The organism is Streptomyces sp. HD (assembly GCF_028369295.1).
Lineage (GTDB): Bacteria > Actinomycetota > Actinomycetes > Streptomycetales > Streptomycetaceae > Streptomyces.
Window position 1 is genome coordinate 1 of sequence record NZ_JAQMYP010000024.1, and the last position, 21,869, is coordinate 21,869.

Consider the following 21,869-nt stretch of genomic DNA (forward strand, 5'->3'; position numbering starts at 1 on the left):
TGAAGAGCGCGACTACATGTGGGCCGAGTACGCCAAGGACCCGCGAATGCGCGCCAACATCGGCATCCGGCGCAGGCTGGCTCCGCTTCTCGACAACGACCGCCATTCGATCGAGCTGTTCACCGCGCTGCTGCTCTCCCTGCCGGGCAGCCCGATCCTCTACTACGGCGACGAGATCGGCATGGGCGACAACATCTGGCTCGGCGACCGCGACGCCGTCCGCACCCCCATGCAGTGGACCCCCGACCGCAACGCCGGCTTCTCCTCCTGCGACCCCGGACGGCTGTTCCTGCCCACGATCATGGACCCCGTCTACGGCTACCAGGTCACGAACGTCGAGGCGTCCATGGCGTCCCCGTCCTCGCTCCTGCACTGGACCCGCCGCATGATCGAGATCCGCAAACAGAACCCCGCCTTCGGACTCGGCACCTACACGGAACTCCAGTCCTCCAACCCAGCCGTACTCGCCTTCCTGCGCGAATACGAGGACGACCTCGTGCTGTGCGTGCACAACTTCGCGCGCTTCGCACAGCCCACCGAGCTCGATCTGCGCGAGTTCAGCGGACGTCACCCGGTGGAGCTGTTCGGCGGGGTGCGATTCCCGGCGATCGGCGAACTGCCGTATCTGCTGACCCTCGGGGGCCACGGCTTCTACTGGTTCCGGCTCTCCCGAGTCGCATCCCGCATCGGCCAACGGCTTTCAGCCTGAGCTTCGAGCGAGCGCCGAGGAAAGGAAGCGTCCCATGCAGAAGATGGCATCTCCCCGACCGAGCCGTACGGTCGACGCCGGCCCGATGGCGTCGCTCACCGGGCTGCTGCGCGAGTGGCTGCCACGGCAGCGCTGGTTCGCGGGCAAGGACCGGCCCGTCACCGATCTCGCGCTGCTGTCGATGACGGAGCTCTTCCCGGGCTGTCTGCATCTGCTGGTGCACGCCGGTCACTCTGCGGTGCCCTCACCGGGCAACACTCCCCCGGCCGGCGACTGCTACCAGCTGCTGATCGGCGTACGGCAGCATCTGTCGCCGCGGCTGGGCCGGGCGCTCATCGGCCGTGCCGAGGAGGGGCCGCTGGCCGGTCTGACAGTGTTCGACGCGCTGCAGGACCCCCGATCGGCCCAGCTGCTCCTGGAGCGGCTGCGGCATCCCGGTACGGCGGGCCCGCTGCGCTTCGAGGCGGACCCCTCGGTGTCGGTGCCGGCCGGACTGGTGCCGCGGCTGCTGGACGCCGAGCAGTCCAACTCCTCGCTGGTGTACGGCGACGCCTTCATCCTGAAGCTCTTCCGGCGCATTCAGCCCGGCGTCAACCCCGACCTGGAGGTGCCGGGCGCGCTGGCCGAGCAGGGCTGCCGCCGGGTGCCGGCCCCCGTGGCCTGGTTCCGCACGACGCATCCCCGGGAGGCGACGCTCGGGGTGCTGCAGCCGTTCCTGCGGGACGCCTCCGACGGCTGGACGCTGGCGCTTCAGGCACTGGCCTCGGGCGGTGACTTCACGGCGGAGGCCCGTCAGCTGGGGCGGGCGACGGCCGAGGTGCATCTGGCGTTGGCGTCGGCCTTCCCCTCCCGGGGGCGCGGGGAGAACGGCCGTAACGCGGCCGCGATGACCGAGCGTCTGGAGAACGCCGCGCACTTCGTGCCCGCGCTCCAGCCGTACGTCCCCGGCCTGCGCACCGCGTTCGGCGCCCTCGCCGGCTGCGATCCCGGTCCGCCGGCCCAGCGCATCCACGGCGACCTGCATCTGGGTCAGGTGCTGCGGGCCGGGCGTGAGTGGTTCGTGATCGACTTCGAGGGCGAGCCGTCCCGGCCGCTCGCCGAGCGGCGCGGGGTCCACTCGCCGGTGCGGGACATCGCCGGCATGCTGCGCTCCTTCGACTACGCCGCCCGGCAGCGCCGCCCGTGGCGTCCGGAGTGGGCGCGCCGCTGCCGGGAGGCCTACTGCGCGGGCTATGCCGCCCTCGCGGGGTGGGACCCGCGCAAGAAGCACGGGTTGCTGCGTGCTTACGAAACCGACCGTGCCGTGTACGAGGTGCTGTACGAGGCCCGGCACCGACCCGACTGGTTGCCCGTACCCATGGCGGCGATCGAACGCCTCGCCGTGAGAGGAGCCTGACCGCATGGCCCTGCACGAGACCTCGCGCCCCGAGTCGGCCGGACCGGGCCGGTGCGCTGCCGCGCCCGCCCTGGACCCCGGCGACCGTGATCGCCTGCTGTCGGGCGCCCACCACGATCCGCATGCGCTGCTCGGCGCCCATCCGGTGCCGGGCGGGATCGCCTTCCGGGCGCTGCGTCCCTTCGCGCGTGCGGTGAGCGTGGTGGTGGACGGCGAGCGCACCGGGCTGGTCTCCGAGGAGGGCGGCCTCTTCTCGGCCGTACTGCCACTGGACACGGTCCCCGCGTACACACTGCTGGTGTCGTACGCGCAGGACGGGTCCGACGAGCGCGAGATCCACGACCCGTACCGCTTCCTGCCCGCTCTCGGCGAGCTCGACCTGCACCTCGTCCGCGAGGGTCGGCACGAGGAGCTGTGGCGGGCGCTCGGTGCCGAGCCGATGACCCACCAGGGCGTGGCGGGCACCCGCTTCACCGTGTGGGCGCCGAACGCCCGGGGGGTGCGGGTCGCCGGGGACTTCACCTGCTGGGACGGGACGGCGTTCCCGATGCGCTCGCTCGGGGCGTCCGGGGTGTGGGAGCTGTTCCTGCCGGGCATCGGCGAGGGCACCCGGTACAAGTTCGAGATCACCTCCCGGCACGGTCACCGCTTCCTCAAGGCCGATCCGATGGCCCGCCGGGCGGAGGTCCCGCCGGACACGGCGTCGATCGTGCACGCCTCGCACTACGAGTGGGGCGACGAGCACTGGATGGCCCACCGCGGCGACGTCCCGGTGCACCAGGCGCCCTTCTCGGTGTACGAGGTTCACCTGCCGTCCTGGCGGCCGGGGCTGACGTACCGCCAACTCGCCGACGAACTGCCCTCGTACGTCAGCGACCTCGGCTTCACGCACGTCGAGTTCATGCCGGTCGCGCAGCACCCCTTCGCCGGTTCCTGGGGCTATCAGGTCACCGGCTTCTACGCGCCGACCTCGCGGCTGGGCACGCCCGACGACTTCAAGTACCTGGTCGACGCCCTGCACCGGGCCGGCATCGGGGTGATCGTGGACTGGGTGCCGGCCCACTTCCCCAAGGACGACTGGGCGCTGGCCCGGTTCGACGGGGAACCGCTGTACGAACCCGGGGATGCCCGGCGGGCCGAGCATCCGGACTGGGGGACCTTCGAGTTCGACTACGGACGTACCGAGGTGCGCAACTTCCTCGTCGCCAACGCCACGTACTGGTGCGAGGAGTTCCACATCGACGGGCTGCGGGTGGACGCCGTGGCGTCGATGCTCTACCTCGACTACTCGCGGGACTGCGGGCAGTGGGCGCCCAACGAGTTCGGCGGGCGTGAGGACCTGGACGCGATGCGGTTCCTGCAGGAGATGAACGCGACCGTGTACCGCCGCAACCCGGGGGTCGTCACGATCGCGGAGGAGTCGACCGCCTGGGACGGGGTGACGCGGCCGACCGACAGCGGGGGTCTCGGGTTCGGGCTGAAGTGGAACATGGGGTGGATGCACGACTCGCTGGAGTACATCGCGAAGGAGCCGGTGCACCGCAAGTACCACCACAACGAGATGACCTTCTCGATGGTGTACGCCTACAGCGAGAACTACGTCCTGCCCATCTCCCACGACGAGGTCGTCCACGGCAAGCAGGCGCTGGTCTCCAAGATGCCGGGCGACTGGTGGCAGCGCCGCGCCAACCATCGCGCGTATCTGGGCTTCATGTGGGCGCATCCGGGCAAGCAACTGCTCTTCATGGGGCAGGAGTTCGCCCAGGGCGCCGAGTGGTCGGAGGCGCACGGTCCGGAGTGGTGGCTGCTGGATCCCGGGTACGCGTCCGCGGGTGACCATCGGGGCGTGCGGGACCTGGTGCGTGACCTCAACGCCTTCTACCGGGCGACCCCGGCCCTGTGGGAGCGGGACACCGATCCCGGCGGCTTCCAGTGGGTGCTGGGCGACGCGGCCGACGACAACGTCCTCGCCTTCCTGCGGTACGGCGCCGACGGCGACGTCCTGCTCGCCGTCTCGAACTTCTCGCCCGTCGTCCGTCACGACTACCGTCTCTGGGTGCCGGACCACATCGACATCTGGCAGGAGACCCTCAACACGGACGCCGCGCACTACGGCGGGAGCGGGGTCATCAACCCCGATCCCCTCAAGCCGGAGGACGGGCACCTTCGGCTGACGCTGCCTCCGCTCGCCACGGTGTGGCTGTCGCCCTGACCACGCCGAGATCACCGATCGGGGTCAATTGTCAGTTCTCGACACCATGCGCTCTGCACTGGGCTAGATTCGGGCACCGCCGATAACGGAACTCATCGGCAATGTCACACCCGGTACACAACAGGAGCAGCGCATGCGCGACCTCGGCCTCGCTCCCCCGCCCGTCACGACCCAGACCGGTGGGCTCGCCGACAGCGTCTTCGAGACGGCGGTCCTCGATCCCACGCTGCCGATGCTCGCGCGCCGTCCCGATCCCTCCTCCGCTCTGTGGGAGGAGGTGACCGCCGTCGAGGTCCGCGACGAGGTGGCCGATCTGGCCAAGGGGCTGATCGCGTCCGGGATCTCGCCGGGGCACCGCGTCGCCATCATGGCGCGCACACGGTACGAGTGGACGGTGTTCAGCAACGCACTGTGGACGGTGGGCGCCGAGGTGGTGCCGATCTATCCGACGGCGTCGCGCGACCAGGTCGAGTGGATCCTGCGGGACGCCGAATGCGTGGCCGTGGTGGTCGAGGACGAGCAGGCGGTCATGACGGTGGGCTCGGTGTGCGGATCGCTGCCGCGGCTGCGCCATGTCTGGCAGCTGGACGCGGGCGGGCTCGGGCAGCTCGTGGAGCGGGGTGAGTTCATTCCGCTGACGACGGTCGAGTCACTGCGCCGGATCGTGCTGCCGGACTCCACGGCCGTCATCGCCTACACGTCCGGCACGACGGGCCGGCCCCTGGGCTGCGCGCTGAGTCACCGGAATCTGGCGAGCACCTGCGACACGCTCCTCGCGGGCTGGGGCCACAAGGTGGTGCCCCCGGGAGGGCAGGCGTCCGTACTCGCCTTCCTGCCCTTCTCCCATGTGTACGGCCTCCTGGTGCAGACCCTGTGCATGCGCGGCGGCATGCTGATGGGCCACGAGCCCGATCTGAGCGAGGAAGCGCTGTCGGCCGCCCTGCGCGCCTTCAGGCCGACCTACTTCTGCGCCGTGCCGTCGATCTTCGAGAAGATCTACAAGAACGCCCTGCGCAAGGCCCAACAGGCGGGCCGGGGGGCGTTGTTCGAGCGGGCCGCCGACACGGCACGGGACTTCGCGGCGGCCCTGGAACGGCAGCGGCTGGGCGGCGGGCCGGGTCCCGGCTTCGACCTGCGGCTGCAGCACGCCCTGTACGAGCGGACGGTGTACCGGAAGTTCCGTGCCGCACTGGGCGGCAGGGTGCTGCTGGGGACGTCCGGCGGCTCGTCCCTGAACCGTGAGCTGTCACTCTTCTACGAGGGCATCGGCATCTACGTGAACGACGGTTACGGGCTCACCGAGACCAGCGGCGGTGTCACGGCCCAGCCGGTGGGCCGTGAGATGTCGGGGACCGTAGGTCAGGCGATCCCCGGCATGGACATCCGGGTGGCCGACGACGGGGAGATCCTGGTGCGGGGGCCGTCGGTGTTCCAGGGCTACGTCAACGACGACGCCTCGACGCGGGCGGCGCTGCGCGGCGGCTGGCTGGCTACCGGGGACCTCGGACGGCTGGACTCCGACGGCTATCTGACGATCACCGGGCGCAAGAAGGACGTCGTCGTCACCAGCAGCGGCAAGAGCGTCTCCCCGGCGCTCCTGGAACAGCGGCTCAGGATGCATCCGCTGGTCCACCAGGCGGTGGTCGTGGGCGACAACCGGCCCTGTGTCGGGGCCCTGATCACGCTGGACCCCGACTTCCTGGCGTTCTGGCGCGACAACCTCGCGGCGCGCAGCGACGCGCGCATGCGGGAGGCGCGGGAGGAGAACGCGTTGCGGGAGGAGATCGCCCGGGCGGTGGCCGCCGCCAACAGCGCGGTGTCGCGGCCCGAGTCCATCCGGGTGTTCCGGGTGCTGCCGGAGCCGTTCGACGTGGCCAGCGGTCTGCTGACGCCGTCGATGAAGCTGCGCCGGGACGCGATCGTGCGGCACTACGCGCTGCAGATCGACGCGATGTACCAGGCACGCTCGCGTGTACCCCGGGAGCATCTGTCGGACGAGTTCGCGCACTGGGACGACGCGGACAACGTCTTTCGCTGAGCGCGGCTACTCGCCCGAAGTGAGACGTACGACGTTGGACTGCTCGCCGAGGACGAAGGCGCGGATCCGGAAGGAGGCCTGTTTCTCGCCGGGCAGGGTGATCAGTGTCGTGACGGTGGCGTCCGGGTCGACCACGGCGACGGGGTCGTAACTCTTGCTGTTCTTCCTGCGCATCTCCAGGAGGAATCCGTCCTCGTGCGTGGAGTCGTCGGTCCAGGTGAAGCGGATGCCGTCCGGCAGTTCGGTGCGCGTCGGCCGGGACACCGAGCCCCGGTAGGCGCGCAGGCGGTAGAAGAACGTGGTGTGCGGCATCAGGTCGGGGTGGCGGTAGGTCGACACCTGCCGGGGCAGATGGTCGAGGACGGTGTAGGGGCCCGCCTCGTCGGTGGCGAACTCCAGTACATGGCCGTCGACTCCCGGCCGGGCCTCGGTCCAGTCGAGGTCGATGTCGGTGGGTGTGGTGAGGACACCGCGCAGGGGTTGCCGGGTGTCGGCCGAGCAGGCCGGCAGCGCCAGGATCAGCGCTGCCGACACCGCGATGCACGTCTTTCCTCGCATACGGCGCCTACTTGCGCCAGAAGCGGATGCCGCTCCACTCAACGGTGGCCGTCCCGTTGCCGCTGCTGGTGCGGTAGGCGCCGAACTTGTCGTAGAAGCTGCCGCCGGGGCTGGCGTAGGTGTGCTTGAGGGAGCCGTTGATGTAGGTGCGGTGCTCGGCGCCGACCTGGTGGACGGTGTTGACGCGGACGGTCGCGCCGACGGTCCCGGCGCCCGAGAGCGTCGCGCCGCCGTGCACCGCGTACAGCCTGCCGCCGCGCTCGACGGCGAGCATGAAGTACGGGCCGGAGCCCGACTCGTGGAAGGTCTGCTTGAGGCTGATCCGGGTGCCACTGAGGCCGGTGATGCGGAAGTAGCCCTCGAACTGCCGGGTTCCTCCGGTGTAGGTGGCATAGCGGCGTTCAGCCCGTTGGTCGCCGCCGGCGGTGGAGCAGGTGAGCCGGAAGGTCAGGCCGTCGATCTGGCCGCAGCCCCGCTCCTGCTCGCTGTAGCCGGGTGACACCGACTGCCAGCCGCCGGGCTCGACTTCGGCGAAGGCATGCGGGGCGGCGAGCAGCGATGTGGCGCACAGCATCGTGGTGACGGTGAGGGTGCGCAGGCGTGGGAACATCCTGCCTCCTGTCGGATGTGGGGGGTGGGCCGCATCCCACACGGTTGGACACGTATGTGAACTGCGCCCCCTTATTTGGACGGGCGATTCGGAAGATAGGTTCAGACCAATCACCCGTCAAGAGATCGCGCGTACACGTCTTTCACCTCCGAACCGGTGTGCTGGCGCGCGCGTTGGGGCAGGGTGGCTGTCGACGGGTTCATCTGCCTGCTGCTCCCGGCTGGCGGAACGACCGGTGGCGCGGTGGGATCGAGGTGTGCGAAGCCGCGATCCAGGGGCAGGCGAACGTCGTCGAGGCAGACGGCCTGGAGCCGCAGAAGGGATGATCACCGTGACACGACCCAGGATCCTGGTGGTTGGCGCAGGCTTCGCCGGAGTCGGCTGTGTGCGCCGGCTGGAACGCAAACTCTCCCCCGACGACGCCGAGATCACCTTGGTGACACCGTCGTCCTACCAGCTCTACCTGCCACTGCTGCCCCAGGTCGCCTCCGGCGTCCTCACCCCCCAGTCGATCGCCGTGTCCCTGCGCCGCAGCCGCAGGTACCGCACCCGGATCATCCCGGGCGGCGCCATCGGCGTGGACCTCGCGGCCAAGGTCTGCGTCGTCCGCACCATCACCGACAAGATCGTCAACGAGCCGTACGACTACATCGTGCTGGCCCCCGGCAGCATCACCCGCACCTTCGACATCCCGGGGCTGACCGACAACGCCTACGGCATGAAGACCCTCGCGGAGGCCGCCTACCTGCGCGACCACGTCATCTCCCAGCTCGACCTGGCCGACGCCAGCCAGGACCCGGACGAGCGCGCGCGACGGCTGCAGTTCGTGGTCGTCGGCGGCGGTTACGCGGGCACGGAGACCGCCGCGTGTCTGCAGATGCTGACCCACAACGCGGTCAAGCGCTATCCGCGGCTCGACCCGAGCCTCATCAAGTGGCATCTGATCGACATCGCGCCGAGGCTGATGCCCGAGCTCGGCGAGAAGCTCGGCACCGACGCCCAGGAGATCCTGCGCAAGCGCGGCATCGAGATCTCCCTCGGTGTGTCCATCGCGAAGGCGGGTCCCGACGAGGTCACCTTCACCGACGGCCGGGTGGTGCCCACCCGCACGCTGATCTGGACCGCCGGAGTCGTCGCCAGCCCGCTGATCGCCACGCTGGGCGCGGAGACGGTGCGGGGGCGGCTCGCGGTGAACGCCGAGATGAACCTGCCCGGGCACGACGGTGTGTTCGCGCTCGGCGACGCCGCCGCGGTGCCCGATGTGGCGAAGGACGAGGAGGGCGCCGTCTGCCCGCCGACCGCCCAGCACGCCATGCGTCAGGGCAAGGTCGTGGCGGACAACGTCATCGCGGCCCTGCGCGGCCGGCCGCTGCGGCAGTACCGGCACAAGGACCTCGGGCTGGTCGTCGACCTCGGCGGCTTCGACGCCGTCTCCAAGCCCCTCGGTGTCGAACTGAAGGGCCTGCCGGCGATGGCCGTCGCCCGCGGCTACCACTGGTCGGCGCTGCGCACCAATGTCGCCAAGACCCGGGTGATGACGAACTGGCTGCTCAACATGGTGGCCGGGGACGATTTCGTGCGTACCGGATTCCAGTCCCGCAGCCCGGCCAAGCTGAAGGACTTCGAGTTCGTGCACGCCTATCTGACGCCGGAGGAGCTGCGGGCGCGTGTCGCCGGGAAGGGCGGGGCCGGCGGGACGGGCGGATGAGGGGACGGCCGGGTGACGTGACGGCCTCGGCCGATCCGCGGAACAGGGCGTGAACGGGGACAGCGCGGGAGAGAGTGCGGAGGCGTGAAGGCAGCGGCAGGGCCGGTCCGGGCGCGACTGCGGGACCGTGCCGCGGCGTCGGACCCGGGCCTGCTGCGGCTGACCGCGGGGCTGCGCACCGCCGGCTCGATCGCCCTCGCGGTCGCCGTGCTCGCCCTGCTGGGCACCGATGTCCGCCACTTGGTGGCCGGGGCGCTGGCGGCGATGGTCTCCACCTTCGCGATCCGGGAGAAGCAGCGTGGGCAACAGGCCGTCACGCTCGCGCTGGGTCTGCCGGTGGCCCTGGCGTCCATGTCGCTGGCGGCGGTGCTGCACAGCCATGTCGTGGCCGGGGACCTGTTCTTCGTCGCGCTCATCTTCTGTGCCGTGTACGGGCGCAGATTCGGCGACCGCGGCACCGCGCTCGGTCTGATCGGTTTCCAGATCTACTTCGTGTCCCTGTTCGTCGGCGCCAGCGTCGCCGAACTGCCCGAGCTGTGCGGCGTGGTCGCGGTGGCCTTCGCGTGCAGCGCGCTGCTGCGGTTCGTGCTCGTCCCGGAGACGCCGACGGGGGTGCTGCAGCGGTTGCGTGAGGCCTTCCGCGCCCGGCTGGCCCAGCTGCTGTCCGCGCAGCTCGATCTGCTCGACGCCGGTCCCGAGGACGCGGACCGGGCCCTGGAGCACGTGCGCGAGGGCACCGCCCGGCTGCACGAGACGGCTCTGCTGATCCAGGGCCGGCTGGCGCAAGGGACCGCCGACGAGACGGTGGCCCGGCTCGTCCAGCGGCGTGTCGCGGACGCCGAGATCGCCGCCGAGCGGCTGGGGCTGACGCTGCTGCGCGTACGCGGCGCCGAGCGGGTGGACACGCTGGCGCTGCACCTGCCGGGCGCGCCCGTGCCCTCGGGCGGACGGGAGCCGCTGCGGGACGAGGCGACCGTCATGCTGCACCGCGACCTCCAGGCGCTGCGCCTGCTCGTCCTGCGCCCCGTCGACCAGACCGGCGGGACCTCGGTGGCCGTTGTCCGCAACCGGCTCCTCGGCTACCGCGACGAGGAGAACCTGCCCGACGTCTCGCCCGCCGAGCAGGACGTCTTCCGGGCGATCGGCGAGGCCGCCCGCGCCGTCCTCGGGCTGCGGATCGCGCTCGGCGGGGCCCAGGACGAGGCCGACGACACGCCCGCCACGGCCCGTTCGCGTGAGGAGCTGGACGCGGAGGACGCCGTGCTCGACGCCGGCGAGGAGGAGCCGGCTCAGGAGCCCACGGGGCTGCGGCGGCCGACCACGCGGGCCGCCGTGCAGGTCGCCGTGGGGTCGTCGCTGGCCATCGCCGGCGGCGAGCTGCTGTCCCGGGACCGCTGGTACTGGGCGGTGCTGACCTGCTGGATCGTGTTCCTCAACACCGCCTCCACGGGCGAGATCCTGGTCAAGGGCTACCGCCGTCTGCTCGGCACCGTTCTGGGCGTCCTGGCCGGCATCGTGCTGGCCGGCGCGGTCGGGCGCCACACCTGGACGGCGTTCGCGCTGGTGCTGCTGTTCGTCTTCGCGATGTTTTATTCGGCGCCGCTGTCCTACACGCTGGTGTCCTTCTTCGTCACGGCGGCCCTGGGTCTGCTCTACACCCTGCTGCACACCTACAGCCTCTCGGTGCTGGTGCTGCGTATCGAGGAGACTGCGCTCGGCGCGGCCTGCGGGGTGATCGCGGCCGCGTTCGTGCTGCCGGTGCAGACGGACCGCCGTACGAACGAGCTCCTCGCCACCGTGCTGCACCGGCTCGCAGACGTCACCCACAGCGCCGTCGACCAGCTCAGCGGCGGACCGCCCGTGGAACTGCTCGACGAGGCGCGCGACCTGGACCAGGCGCTGGCCGACCTGCGGGCGGCCGTACAGCCGCTCACCCACCCGGTGACGCCGCTGCGGGCCCGGCGGGAGACCGCCCGCTATGTCGTCGCGCTGCTGGAGACGTGCGCGTACCACGCGCGCTCCCTGGCCGCGACCGCCGAGCTGCTGCCCACACACCCCTCGATCGCGGCGGACCCCCGACTGCGCCGGGCCGCGGCTCGCATCCAGCACAACATCGAGGCGCTCTCCGTCCACGTCACCGAGGAACACGCGACCGCCGAGCTCCACACCGGCCCGAGCATCGCCTCACTCCTGGGCCCGGCCGCCCCGGGCACCCCGCGCTACGGCCGGGTCACCGATCGTGTCCTTCGGCATCTGCAACGCCTGGACGAGGGCGTGGCGGGGCTGGCGCGTCCGCTCGGGGTGCCGGTGAAGGCGCCCGACGGGTGAGGGCTCACCCGGGCGAAAGCGGGTACGCGGAGGTCATGACCGATGTCGTGGACTCAGACGAACTGCTGCGGCGGATGCAGCGTGCGAGGGCCTGTGCGCGACAGGAGGAGCGGAAGTGGCGGGTGCAGAGCGAGGAGCTGAGGGCGGCCGATCCCGACGGTGCGCGCGACGCCGCCGTACGGACACTGGCCTACGAGACCGTACTGACGGTACTGGAGGAGATCCTGACTCCGGGCAAGCACTATGAAACCCGGGCAAGCACCACGAACCGGACCTGAAACCCGGATCGGAGTGAAACAGGTCACGTACAGTGGTTCGGGGTACGCAGAATCCCCAAAGATGGTTTACGGTTCATCCATAAGTGGTCACGGGGTAGACCGTATTCGTCCCCCGCGCACCACCGCATACGGCCCTGGCTGGTCTCCCCCGTCCAGCCAGGGCTTTTTCATGCCCACGGCGGCCCGCCGCAGGAGATTCCCGGCCGAAACCGCGCTCCGCCGAGGTGCTCACCGGGCCCGCAGCGGCTGAAATGGACGCAGGGAAGCACCTTCAGGCCCAGTTCCCGGCGAGGAGCCCCGTGCCATGACCAAAGCGATCAAACTGCTCACCGCCCTTCCACCGCCTCAGCGTGAGCGTCTGATGTCGCTCGCCCGGGAGGTCTCCTTCCCGGAGGACACCCGGATCTTCGAGGCGGGCGGCACGGCCGACCGCTTCTGGGTCATCCGCTCGGGCGCCGTCTCCCTCGACCAGCGGGTGACCTCCCTGCAGCGGGTCACCGTCGCCAGCCTCGGCGCCGGCGATCTGCTCGGCTGGTCCTGGATGTTCCCGCCGTACCAGTGGGACTTCGGCGCGGAGGCCTTCAGTCCCGTGCGCGCCTACGAGTTCGAGGCCGCGGCGGTGCTCCGGCTGTGCGAGGAGGACACACAGCTCGGCCTGTCGCTGGTGCGGCATGTCGCCGAAATCCTCGCGCACCGGCTGGAGATGACCCGGGGCAAGCTGATGGAGCACTACGGGACGTCCCGGCGCAGTGTGCTCTGAGCGGCAGCGCGCGCCCGGTCAGACGCGGTAGCGGCGCAGGGCCGGCACCGCGGCGGCCAGGGCCAGCATGAGGACGACGACCAGCAGCCCGCCGCCCACGGTGGCCGCGCGCGGGCCGAAGGCCGAGCCTGCGGTGCCGTGCAGGACGTCGGCGAGGCGCGGGCCGCCCGCGACGACGACCGTGAAGACGCCCTGCATCCGACCGCGCATCTCGTCGCTGGCGGCGGACAGCAGGATCGCCCCGCGGAAGACCATCGAGACCATGTCGGCGACCCCGGCGAGGGCCAGGAACACCACCGCGAGCCACAGGCTGCCGCTCAGCCCGAAGCCGGTGATGGCGGCACCCCAGGCGGCGACCGCGCCGATCACCATCCAGCCGTGCCGGCGGGCCCGGGAGAACGTACCGGAGAACAGCCCGCCGGCCACCGCGCCGATGGGGATCGCCGCGAACAGCAGGCCGAGGGCGAGCCCTTCGCCGTACGAAGCGTAGGTCTGGCTGGACAGTTGCGGGAACAGGGCGCGGGGCATGCCGAAGACCATCGCGATGATGTCGGCCAGGAAGGACAGCAACAGCACCTTGTGCAGGGCGATGTAGCGGAAGCCCTCCGCGATCTCCCGTACGCCCGCGCGGCGTTCGGCCGCGGCCTTCACCGGCGGCAGCGCGGGCAGCCGCACGACCGCCCACACGGTGACGCACAGGGCCAGCGCGTCGATGAGGTACAGCTCGGCCAGGCCGATGACCGGTATCAGCACGCCGGCCAGCAGCGGTCCGACCACCTGGCCGGTCTGCATGACGGTCGAGCCGAGGGCGTTCGCGGCGGGCAGTTCGCCGGCCGGGACCAGGCGGGCGATGGAGGCATTGCGGGCCGGGGCGTTGATGCCCCAGAACGCCTGCTGTACGGCGAGCAGCACCATCAGTACGGCCACCGAATCGAGGCCGGTGACGGCCTGGAGCCAGAACAGCACCGAGGTGACGGCGATGCCGCTGTTGGTGATCAGCAGCAGCTTGCGGCGGTCCATGCTGTCGGCGATGGCCCCGCCCCACAGCGCGAACACCACCAGCGGCAGCAGTCCGGCGACGCTGGCGGCGCCGACCCAGGCCGAGGAGCCGGTGATGTCGTAGATCTGCTTGGGGACGGCGACCGCGGTGAGCTGGCTGCCGACGGCCGTGACGATGGTCGAGGACCACAGGCGGCGGTAGGCCGGGCGGCGCAGGGGCCGGGTGTCCATCGCCCAGCGACGCCAGCCGCGCCGGTGGGGAGGCACCGGGGAGGGGTCCTTCTCCTGGGGTTCGGTACTGCTCTCGCTCGTGTCCACGCGCTTCCTGGATGCTCGCTACATCTTTCTCGTCCGGGGATCACTATGGCAGCAGCGGCCAGGAGTTCGGATCGGGGTCGCGGCTTTCAGCCTCCGGCGATGAGGGAGACGCCGAGGGCGATCATCGTCGCGGCGATCACTCCGTCCAGCACCCGCCACGCGACGGGCTTGGCGAGGTGGCGGCTCAGCAGCCGCGCGCCGAAACCGAGCGCGGCGAACCAGCACAGGCTGGCGAATGCGGCACCGAGGCCGAAGGTCCAGCGCAGCGGGCCGCGGTCGGCGGCGATCGTACCGAGCAGGAAGACGGTGTCGAGGTAGACGTGCGGGTTGAGCCAGGTCATCGCGAGGCAGGTCAGCACCGCCCGCCGCCGTGACCCCACCGCGGCACCCTCTGTCAGCAGGGCGCCGCCCGGCTTGAAGACCCGGCGGGCGGCGAGCGCGCCGTAGCCGAGCAGGAACGCACCCCCGATCCAGGCGACCGCCGTCAGCACCCCCGGCCACGCCACGACCACCGCGCCGACACCGGCCACGCCCAGGGTGATCAGGAGCGCGTCGGACAGGGCGCAGATGCCGACGACGGCGAGGACGGCGTCGCGCCGGATCCCCTGACGCAGGACGAAGGCGTTCTGGGCGCCGATCGCGACGATCAGCGAGAGGCCGGTGCCGAATCCGGCCACGGCGGTGGTCAAGGCGTTTGTCATGCCATTGACGCTAAGGAAGCGATCTCTTGACGTACAGCTAAAGATTCTTACGTACCTTTAGCTGATGTGAAGACTGAACTGACCGAGCTCCCCCTCGACCAGGTGCGCACCCTGCTCGCGGTGGTGGACGAGGGCACCTTCGACGCCGCCGCCGCGGCCCTGCATGTGACGCCGTCGGCGGTGAGCCAGCGCGTGAAGGCGCTGGAGCAGCGCACGGGGCGGGTGCTGCTGGTGCGAACCAAGCCGGTGCGGGCCACCGAGTCGGGCGAGGTCGTCGTCCGGTTCGCCCGGCAGCTGGCCCGGCTGGAGCGGGACGCGCGCGCCGAGCTCGGCATGAGCGCGGCCGGGGAGCCGACCCGGGTGTCGATCGCGGTCAACGCGGACTCGCTGGCGACGTGGTTCCTGGGGGCGCTCACGCGCGTACCGGAGGAGCCGCCGCTCTGCTTCGAGCTGCGGCGGGAGGACGAGAGCCGTACGGCGACGCTGCTGCGGGAGGGGCTGGTGATGGCCGCGGTGACGTCGTCGCCGGATGCTGTGGCGGGGTGTTCCGTGCGGCCGTTGGGGCGGATGCGGTATCTGGCGGCGGCGAGCCCGGAGTTCGCCGAGCGGCATCTCGGCGGCCCTCTGCGGGACGCGCTCGTGCGGGCGCCGGTGGTGTCGTTCGACCGGAGCGACGATCTCCAGGACGGGTTCGTGCGCAGGCTGCGGCGCGGTCCGACCGGCGCGAGTGCCGTACGGCATCACGTCCCCACGTCGGAGGGGTTCCTGACGTCCGTGGTCGCCGGACTGGGCTGGGGCATGATTCCCGAAGTGCAGGCGGGGCCGCTCCTGGGAGAGGGGCGGCTTGTGCAGCTGGCGCCGGGCCGGCCGGTTGATGTTCCGTTGTACTGGCAGCAGTGGAAGCTGGATTCGCCGGCCCTGGTGGCGGTGACCGAGGCGGTGACTGCGACGGCCGGGGAAGCGTTGCGCCGATGAGAGGGGGGCGAGCGGTTGTGCGGCGCCTGCGGGTGCGTTGTGGCCGGTCGCGCAGTTCCCCGCGCCCCTAGGGCGCTGCAGTACCGTCGGCTGAAGTGCTCAGTTGGGCGGCTGCGCTGTCCAGGAGCATCTCCAGCGCCGTCGGATAGGCACTGTTCACCATCCGTGTCGCCAGCAGCGGTGCCGCCTCGGCGATACGGGGATGCGTACTGCGGGGCAGCCGGGCATACGTCGAGCGCCACATCTCCTCGTCGGCCCTCAGTGACGCGCTCGGCAGGGCCAGGGACGCGGCGTCCAGGGCCGCGAAGGCCAGGGTCTGGTCGATGAAGGCGTGGTAGATGCGGACGGTGTCGGGCAACCCGAAACCGGCCGAGCGCAGGATCTCCAGCACCGTCTCGTCGGCGGCGAGTTCGTTGGCGCGTCCCGTGACCCGGCTCGTCGTCAGGACGGCGGCCTGGGGGTGGGCGACGTACGCGGCGTGGATGCGCAGGCCGACGGTGCGCAGGTCCGCGCGCCACTCCCCCGTCGGCTTCCATCCCTCCAGCGCCTGGCCGATGAGTGCGTCGCCGATCGCGAGGGTCAGGTCGTCCATGCCGCGGAAGTAGCGGTAGAGCGTGCTCGGGTCGGCGTCGAGGGCGAGGCCGAGGCGGCGGGCGGTGAGTCCGGCGCTGCCGTGTTCGCGCAGCATGCGCAGTGCCGTGTCGACTATCAGCCGCTCCGACAGCACCGTGCCGCTCTTCGTGGGACGCCGTCGGCGCCGCTTCTCCTCCGGTATGACCGGTTTCGGCACGACGTCCTCCATCCTTATGCCAACGCCATTGACCTTATGTGACGGTGCGGCGTTGTATCTCGGGCGGGGCCCCACCACGTCGTAGACCTTCAGCCGAGGGAGTCTTGTCATGCGTGTACTGCTCGTGGGAGCCGGCGGGGTGGGTACCGCCATCACCCGGATCGCCGCCCGGCGTCCCTTCTTCGAGGCGATGGTGGTCGCCGACTACGACCTGGCGCGCGCCGAAGCGGCCGTGGCGGCGCTCGGCGGTGACGCCCGGTTCCGGGCCGAGCGCGTCGACGCGGGCGACGAGCCTGCGGTGGCCGCGCTGCTGGAGCGGCACGCGTGCGACGTACTGCTCAACGCGACCGACCCGCGGTTCGTGATGCCGCTGTTCCAGGCGGCTCGCACGGCCGGCGCCACGTATGTCGACATGGCGATGTCGCTGTCTCGGCCGCATCCGGAGCGGCCCTACGAGGAGTGCGGGGTGAAGCTGGGCGACGCCCAGTTCGAGGAGGCCGCCGACTGGGAGAAGGCGGGCGCGCTGGCCCTGGTCGGCATGGGTGTGGAGCCGGGGCTGTCCGACGTGTTCGCCCGGTACGCGGCCGACGAGCTCTTCGACGACATCGAGGAGATCGGGGTCCGGGACGGCGCGAACCTCACCGTCGACGGGTACGACTTCGCGCCGTCGTTCAGCATCTGGACCACGATCGAGGAGTGCCTCAACCCGCCGGTCGTCTACGAGGACGGCCGCGGCTGGTTCACCACCGAGCCCTTCAGCGAGCCCGAGGTGTTCGACTTCCCCGAGGGCATCGGGCCGGTCGAGTGCGTGAACGTGGAGCACGAGGAGGTGCTCCTGATGCCGCGCTGGGTCGACGCGCGCCGGGTGACCTTCAAGTACGGCCTGGGCGAGGAGTTCATCGGCACGCTGAAGACGCTGCACCTGCTGGGTCTGGACCGCACCGAGCCGGTGACCGTGCCGGGCGCCGACGGTCCGGTGCGGGTCTCGCCCCGGGACGTCGTGGCCGCGTGTCTGCCGGACCCGGCGACGCTGGGCGAGCGGATGCACGGCAAGACCTGCGCGGGCACCTGGGTGCGGGGCGTCAAGGACGGCGAGCCGCGCGAGGTGTACCTGTACCACGTGGTCGACAACCAGTGGTCCATGGCGGAGTACGGCTCCCAGGCCGTGGTCTGGCAGACCGCCGTCAACCCGGTCGTCGCCCTCGAACTCCTCGCCACCGGCGCCTGGTCGGGCACGGGCGTACTGGGTCCGGAGGCCTTTCCGGCGCGCCCCTTCCTGGATCTGCTGAGCGCGTACGGCTCCCCGTGGGGCATGCGCGAACAGTGACCTGATTCAGCTGTGTCCCATGGGGTTTCACAAGTGCGTCGACAGGCGACCCGAAAACGAGTAAGGCATCCACCGAGGGCACGTACGACGATCGCAGGTGACTTTGATGGACGACTGGCGAGACTACGCCGCCTGCCGCCATGAGGACCCCGACCTCTTCTACCCGATCGGCACGTCCGGTCCGACCCTGCTGCAGACCGAGCAGGCGAAGGCCGTCTGCCGGCGCTGCACGGTCCGGGACCAGTGTCTGCGCTGGGCACTCGACATGGACCAGTTCATCGGGATCTGGGGCGGCACGAGCGAGGCGGAACGACGGGCGCTGCGGCAACGGGCCGGATGACGGGCCCGGCGGCGCGGGCAGGGGCCGCCGCCCTCACACGGGCGGGGCCGCGCCCGGCAACCGCAGGCTGAACACGGAACCGGCGCCGGGCTCGCTCGCCGCCTCGGCCGTACCCCCGTGCGCGGCGACCAGCTGCCGGACGATCGGCAGGCCGAGCCCGCTGCCTCCGGTACGTCGGCTGCGGGACTTCTCGGCACGCCAGAACCGGTCGAAGACGTACGGCAGGTCTTCGGCGGCGATGCCCGCCCCCGTGTCGGTGACGTCGAGGACGACGTCGTCGCCGTCGCTGCGGGCGGCGAGTGTGACGGTGCCGCCGGCCGGTGTGTGGCGCAGGGCGTTGGAGACGAGGTTGCCGAGGGCCTGGCGCATGCGGACGGGGTCGGCGTCCAGCCAGCAGGTGCCGTCCGCCGTGGTGCGCAGGGCGACGCCGGCCGTGTCGGCTGCGACGCGGTGGGCGGCGGCGACCTGGGCGAGGAGTTCGTCGGCACGGACGGGCTCGCGGTGCAGGCGCAGGGTGCCGGCGTCGGCGGCGGCGAGGTCCTGGAGGTCGTCGATGACGCGCTGGAGGACGAGGGCCTCCTCGTGCAGGGAGGAGAGCAGGGCCGGGTCGGGGTCGACGACGCCGTCGCGGGTCACCTCCAGCCAGCCGCGGATGTTGGTGAGCGGGGTGCGCAGTTCATGGGCGACGTCGCTGACCATCGCCTTGCGCTGGGCCTCCAGCCGCTCGCGGCGCTCGGCGAGTTCGTTGAAGGCCGCGGCGAGGATGCCGGTCTCGTCGCGGGTGGTGACGGGCACCCGCGCATGCAGCTCGGGCGGCTGCTGGGCGGCCTCGGTCAGCGCCCGCAGCGGCCGCACGAGCCGGGTCGCGACGACGGCGGTGACGGCCACGGTGACCGCGAGGACGAGTCCGGCGGCGCCGACGACCTTGGCCTTGTTCGCCGGGGACATGTCGAAGCGGACGGCGGTCGTGTCGCCGCCGCCGAGGAAGAGTTCGGCGACGGGGGCGACGTAGGGGTCGAGTTGGGCGCGGCGTACCTCGTCGACGCAGCGGTCCGCCTCCCGCACGGCCGTACGGTCGTCGGTCCCCTTGGTCTTGCCCAGGAGGTAGCGGGTGCCGAGCCGCTGCTCGGTCACGTCGACGGTGACGAACGTCTGCGATCGGGAGTTCAGTCCGCGTCGGTCGAGACATTTCCGGGCCCGCTCGGACAGGTCGGACAGGGCCTTCCTCTCGGTCGGTGTCGGGGTGTTGAGCAGACCGTCGGCGCACTCGTCGGGCACGACCCCGCCCGCGACGGGCCCGTCGTGGTCGGTGACGACCGGCCGGCCGCTCGGCGTCTGCACGACGGTGGCCTCGTAGCCGTTGCGGCCGAAGCACCGCTGCCGCGTCGTGGCGAGCTTCTCCAGCTCGGCGCGCTCCGCGTCGGTCACCCGGTACGGACCCACGACCCGGGGGTCGACGCCGCCGCGCTGCGCTCCGCGCTCCGTGTGGGTGTCGATGTGCAGGGGGTCGACGGTGGCGGCGGCACGCGGCGGCAGGGAGGTGCCGGCCGGGGCCGAGTCGGCGATCGTCCTGCGGTCGGTGGTGGTGAGGGCGATACGGCGGCCGGTGCGCGCGGACAGTTCGCGGACCGTCTGCTCGACGCCCTTCCAGTCCGGGTGGGTCGCGGCGTACCCGCTGAGCCGGGCGAGGACGTCCATGTCCTCGGCGAGGACCTGGCCCTGTTCCTCGCGCAGCGCCCGGGTGGTGGTCTCCACCGCCAGCCAGGCCGTGGCCGCCACCGAGCACACGGCGATCAGCACCGAGGCGATCAGCAGCCGGACGAGGAGGCGCTTGCGCAGCGGTACGGTCCGGGTCATCCGCGGCCGCCGCTGAGCTTGTAGCCGACGCCGAACACGGTCAGCAGCCGTACGGGGCTGCGCGGGTCGGCCTCGATCTTCTTGCGGAGGTTCATGATGTGGACGTCGACGGCGCGCTCGGTGGACGCCCGGTCGGTGCCCCGGGTGCACTCCAGCAGCTGTCGCCGGGAGAAGACCCGTTCGGGTTCGGCGACCATGGCCAGCAGGATCTCGAACTCGGCCGGCGTGCACTCCACCGGCGCCCCGTCGCAGCGCACTTCGTGCCGCTCGGGGTCGACGGCGAGCCCGGCGGCCCGTACGACGGGGTCCTCCCGCCGCCCGGCGGAACGCCCGCTGCGCCGCAGCACCGTACGGATGCGGGCCATCAGCTCGCGCGGGCTGTACGGCTTGGTCATGTAGTCGTCGGCGCCGAGTTCGAGGCCGAGCAGCACGTCGTCCTCGGCCGACCTGGCCGTCAGCATCAGCACCGGGATGTCGTCGTCCCGGCGCAGCACGCGGCACACCCCGAAGCCGTCGATCACCGGCAGCATCAGGTCCAGCACGACGAGGTCGGGCCGCAGCCGCCGGGCGGCGTCCAGGGCGGCCGACCCGTCGTGGACCACGGTCGCGGTGTGGCCCTCCGACAGCAGGGAGCGGCGTATGAGTTCGGCCTGCATCTCGTCGTCCTCGGCGACCAGCACATGTGCGCACACGCGGCGGATCCTAAGCGGTCGGGGATGTCAGAGCCTGTGAACAAACCCCCGTCGTCCGCCCGCAGCGCAGGCGGGGGTTTGTTCACAGGCTCTCAGCGGGCGAGCGACTTGGCGTCGCCCATGACGACGACGGGATGCAGATCGGGGTCGAGTGCGCGCAGCAGTTCCCTCATGTGCTCGCGTGCGATGCTGACGCAGCCCTGCGTGGGCCCGCCGTGGTCCACGTGCAGCCATATGCCGCCGCCGCGCCCGGCGCCGAGCGGGCGGGTCCAGTCGAGGGGCGTGGTGCCCGGCCGGCGGTTGTAGTCGACGGCGATGACGTAGTCGAAGGAACCGGCGAGGGGCTCGCCCTCGAAGCCGGTGCCGTTGATGGTGAATCCGGGGCCGTGGTCGTACGGCAGGCGGGTGCCGGGGTCGCGGAGCAGGCCCCCGGCGTCCGTGAGCGTGAAGACCCCGATGGGCGAGCGCAGGTCGCCGGCCCGGTGCTGGTCGGTCCAGCCGCGCAGGGCGTTGTGCGCGGGCCACTCGGCGCGCGATTCCCAGCCGATGTCGCTGCGCTCGTACAGGACGGCCGTGGACTGCGAGGAGTTTCTGCCGCTCCCGGTGACGACGACGGCCTGCCGGGCCTTTGGGGGCACGGCACCCCAGGTCTTCGGGCCGAGACCGGGCAGTTGCCGCGGGGCCACCTCCAGTGCGACCTCGGGCATGGGGGCGGCGGTCGTGGGCGCCCCGGCCGTGGGCCCGGTGGCGGCCGGCTCGTGGTCCGGCGTCACCGCGGCACCGCCGCCGCAGCCGGTCAGCAGCAGGGCGGCGGCGAGCAGGGCGACACGGGGCTTGTACGCGATCATGCGTCGACCTTGACCGACACTTGTGAGGAACTCGTCAGGTCCACCGGAAAGGCCCGGCCATGAGCATCCGCATCCGTCGCGTCTACGAAGCACCCGAGCCCGAGGACGGGGTGCGCGTCCTGGTCGACCGGCTCTGGCCGCGCGGCCTGTCGAAGGACGCGGCCCGCGTGGACGAGTGGCCCAAGGGGCTGACCCCGTCGACCGAGCTACGGCGCTGGTACCACGCGGGCGAGAGGTCGTACGAGGAGTTCGCGCGCCGTTACGAGGCGGAGCTGGCCGCGCCCGAGGCGACGGAACTCCTTGACGAAGTACGGGCGTTGGCGGCCAAGGGTGAGGTGACGCTGCTGACCTCCTCCAAGACCCCCGAGCAGAGCCACGCCACGGTGCTGGCCCGCCTCCTCCAGGAGTGAGGAGACGGGCCGTGG

20 protein-coding genes are annotated in these 21,869 nt (G+C 71.4%); 12 read left to right on the forward strand and 8 right to left on the reverse strand.

Annotated elements, in window-relative coordinates:
- From POF73_RS23185 to POF73_RS23200, 4 genes are all read left to right on the forward strand, one after another.
- Window positions 1-709: alpha-glucosidase C-terminal domain-containing protein (locus POF73_RS23185; protein ID WP_272118567.1), on the forward strand; the 709-nt coding region annotated here is incomplete at its 5' end.
- Between the two features lie 34 nt (window positions 710-743).
- Complete coding sequence (locus POF73_RS23190) at window positions 744-2,105, forward strand: maltokinase N-terminal cap-like domain-containing protein (RefSeq protein ID WP_272118569.1); 1,362 nt, start codon at window positions 744-746, stop codon at window positions 2,103-2,105.
- 4 nt (window positions 2,106-2,109) lie between these two features.
- On the forward strand, window positions 2,110-4,317 hold the full coding sequence (gene glgB / locus POF73_RS23195) for a 1,4-alpha-glucan branching enzyme (protein WP_272118571.1): 2,208 nt from the start codon (window positions 2,110-2,112) through the stop codon (window positions 4,315-4,317).
- Window positions 4,318-4,450: 133 nt separating this feature from the next.
- On the forward strand, window positions 4,451-6,355 hold the full coding sequence (locus POF73_RS23200) for an AMP-dependent synthetase/ligase (RefSeq protein WP_272118572.1): 1,905 nt from the start codon (window positions 4,451-4,453) through the stop codon (window positions 6,353-6,355).
- A gap of 6 nt (window positions 6,356-6,361) precedes the next feature.
- On the opposite strand, the gene POF73_RS23205 is transcribed toward POF73_RS23200, so the two are convergent.
- Together POF73_RS23205 and POF73_RS23210 are read right to left on the reverse strand one after the other, a co-directional pair.
- A complete protein-coding gene (locus tag POF73_RS23205; protein ID WP_272118574.1) occupies window positions 6,362-6,913 on the reverse strand; it encodes a hypothetical protein in 552 nt (183 codons plus the stop codon).
- Between the two features lie 7 nt (window positions 6,914-6,920).
- Window positions 6,921-7,523 (reverse strand): hypothetical protein, encoded by a 603-nt coding sequence (locus POF73_RS23210; RefSeq protein ID WP_272118576.1) that lies wholly within the window; start codon window positions 7,521-7,523, stop codon window positions 6,921-6,923.
- Between the two features lie 322 nt (window positions 7,524-7,845).
- Here POF73_RS23210 and POF73_RS23215 point away from each other — a divergent pair, with 322 nt between their 5' ends.
- From POF73_RS23215 to POF73_RS23230, 4 genes are all read left to right on the forward strand, one after another.
- Window positions 7,846-9,231, forward strand: coding sequence for an NAD(P)/FAD-dependent oxidoreductase (locus tag POF73_RS23215; RefSeq protein WP_272118578.1), 1,386 nt, complete (start codon window positions 7,846-7,848; stop codon window positions 9,229-9,231).
- Window positions 9,232-9,315: 84 nt separating this feature from the next.
- On the forward strand, window positions 9,316-11,559 hold the full coding sequence (locus tag POF73_RS23220; RefSeq protein ID WP_272118580.1) for an FUSC family protein: 2,244 nt from the start codon (window positions 9,316-9,318) through the stop codon (window positions 11,557-11,559).
- 35 nt (window positions 11,560-11,594) lie between these two features.
- Window positions 11,595-11,837, forward strand: coding sequence for a hypothetical protein (locus tag POF73_RS23225; RefSeq protein ID WP_272118582.1), 243 nt, complete (start codon window positions 11,595-11,597; stop codon window positions 11,835-11,837).
- Between the two features lie 304 nt (window positions 11,838-12,141).
- The gene (locus POF73_RS23230; RefSeq protein WP_272118584.1) at window positions 12,142-12,597 is read left to right on the forward strand and encodes a cyclic nucleotide-binding domain-containing protein; all 456 of its coding nucleotides are present in this window, start codon (window positions 12,142-12,144) and stop codon (window positions 12,595-12,597) included.
- Between the two features lie 18 nt (window positions 12,598-12,615).
- Here POF73_RS23230 and POF73_RS23235 read toward each other — a convergent pair whose 3' ends face one another.
- A complete protein-coding gene (locus POF73_RS23235; protein WP_272118586.1) occupies window positions 12,616-13,914 on the reverse strand; it encodes an MFS transporter in 1,299 nt (432 codons plus the stop codon).
- A gap of 86 nt (window positions 13,915-14,000) precedes the next feature.
- Window positions 14,001-14,615: a LysE/ArgO family amino acid transporter gene (locus POF73_RS23240; protein ID WP_272118588.1), complete on the reverse strand. Its 615-nt coding sequence runs from the start codon at window positions 14,613-14,615 to the stop codon at window positions 14,001-14,003.
- A 66-nt stretch (window positions 14,616-14,681) separates the two neighbouring features.
- Here POF73_RS23240 and POF73_RS23245 point away from each other — a divergent pair, with 66 nt between their 5' ends.
- Window positions 14,682-15,590 (forward strand): LysR family transcriptional regulator ArgP, encoded by a 909-nt coding sequence (locus POF73_RS23245; RefSeq protein ID WP_272118590.1) that lies wholly within the window; start codon window positions 14,682-14,684, stop codon window positions 15,588-15,590.
- A gap of 67 nt (window positions 15,591-15,657) precedes the next feature.
- Here POF73_RS23245 and POF73_RS23250 read toward each other — a convergent pair whose 3' ends face one another.
- Window positions 15,658-16,380 carry a TetR/AcrR family transcriptional regulator gene (locus tag POF73_RS23250; RefSeq protein ID WP_272118592.1) on the reverse strand — a complete coding sequence of 241 codons (723 nt, stop codon included), beginning with the start codon at window positions 16,378-16,380 and terminating at the stop codon, window positions 15,658-15,660.
- Between the two features lie 109 nt (window positions 16,381-16,489).
- On the opposite strand from POF73_RS23250, the gene POF73_RS23255 reads away from it, so the two are divergent.
- On the forward strand, window positions 16,490-17,707 hold the full coding sequence (locus POF73_RS23255) for a saccharopine dehydrogenase family protein (RefSeq protein ID WP_272118594.1): 1,218 nt from the start codon (window positions 16,490-16,492) through the stop codon (window positions 17,705-17,707).
- 106 nt (window positions 17,708-17,813) lie between these two features.
- The gene (locus POF73_RS23260; protein WP_272118596.1) at window positions 17,814-18,047 is read left to right on the forward strand and encodes a WhiB family transcriptional regulator; all 234 of its coding nucleotides are present in this window, start codon (window positions 17,814-17,816) and stop codon (window positions 18,045-18,047) included.
- 33 nt (window positions 18,048-18,080) lie between these two features.
- Here the strand turns inward: POF73_RS23260 and POF73_RS23265 are convergent, their stop codons facing one another.
- The 3 genes from POF73_RS23265 to POF73_RS23275 all read right to left on the reverse strand — a co-directional run bounded on the left by POF73_RS23265 (window position 18,081) and on the right by POF73_RS23275 (window position 21,444).
- Window positions 18,081-19,904: a sensor histidine kinase gene (locus tag POF73_RS23265; protein ID WP_272118598.1), complete on the reverse strand. Its 1,824-nt coding sequence runs from the start codon at window positions 19,902-19,904 to the stop codon at window positions 18,081-18,083.
- Complete coding sequence (locus POF73_RS23270; protein ID WP_272118600.1) at window positions 19,901-20,596, reverse strand: response regulator transcription factor; 696 nt, start codon at window positions 20,594-20,596, stop codon at window positions 19,901-19,903. The genes POF73_RS23265 and POF73_RS23270 overlap by 4 nt, the downstream gene beginning before the upstream one ends.
- Window positions 20,597-20,688: 92 nt before the next feature.
- Window positions 20,689-21,444 (reverse strand): L,D-transpeptidase family protein, encoded by a 756-nt coding sequence (locus POF73_RS23275; protein ID WP_272118602.1) that lies wholly within the window; start codon window positions 21,442-21,444, stop codon window positions 20,689-20,691.
- A 59-nt stretch (window positions 21,445-21,503) separates the two neighbouring features.
- Here POF73_RS23275 and POF73_RS23280 point away from each other — a divergent pair, with 59 nt between their 5' ends.
- Entirely contained in the window at window positions 21,504-21,854 is a 351-nt protein-coding gene (locus POF73_RS23280; protein ID WP_272118604.1) for a DUF488 domain-containing protein, read from the forward strand.
- Window positions 21,855-21,869 lie beyond the last annotated feature (15 nt).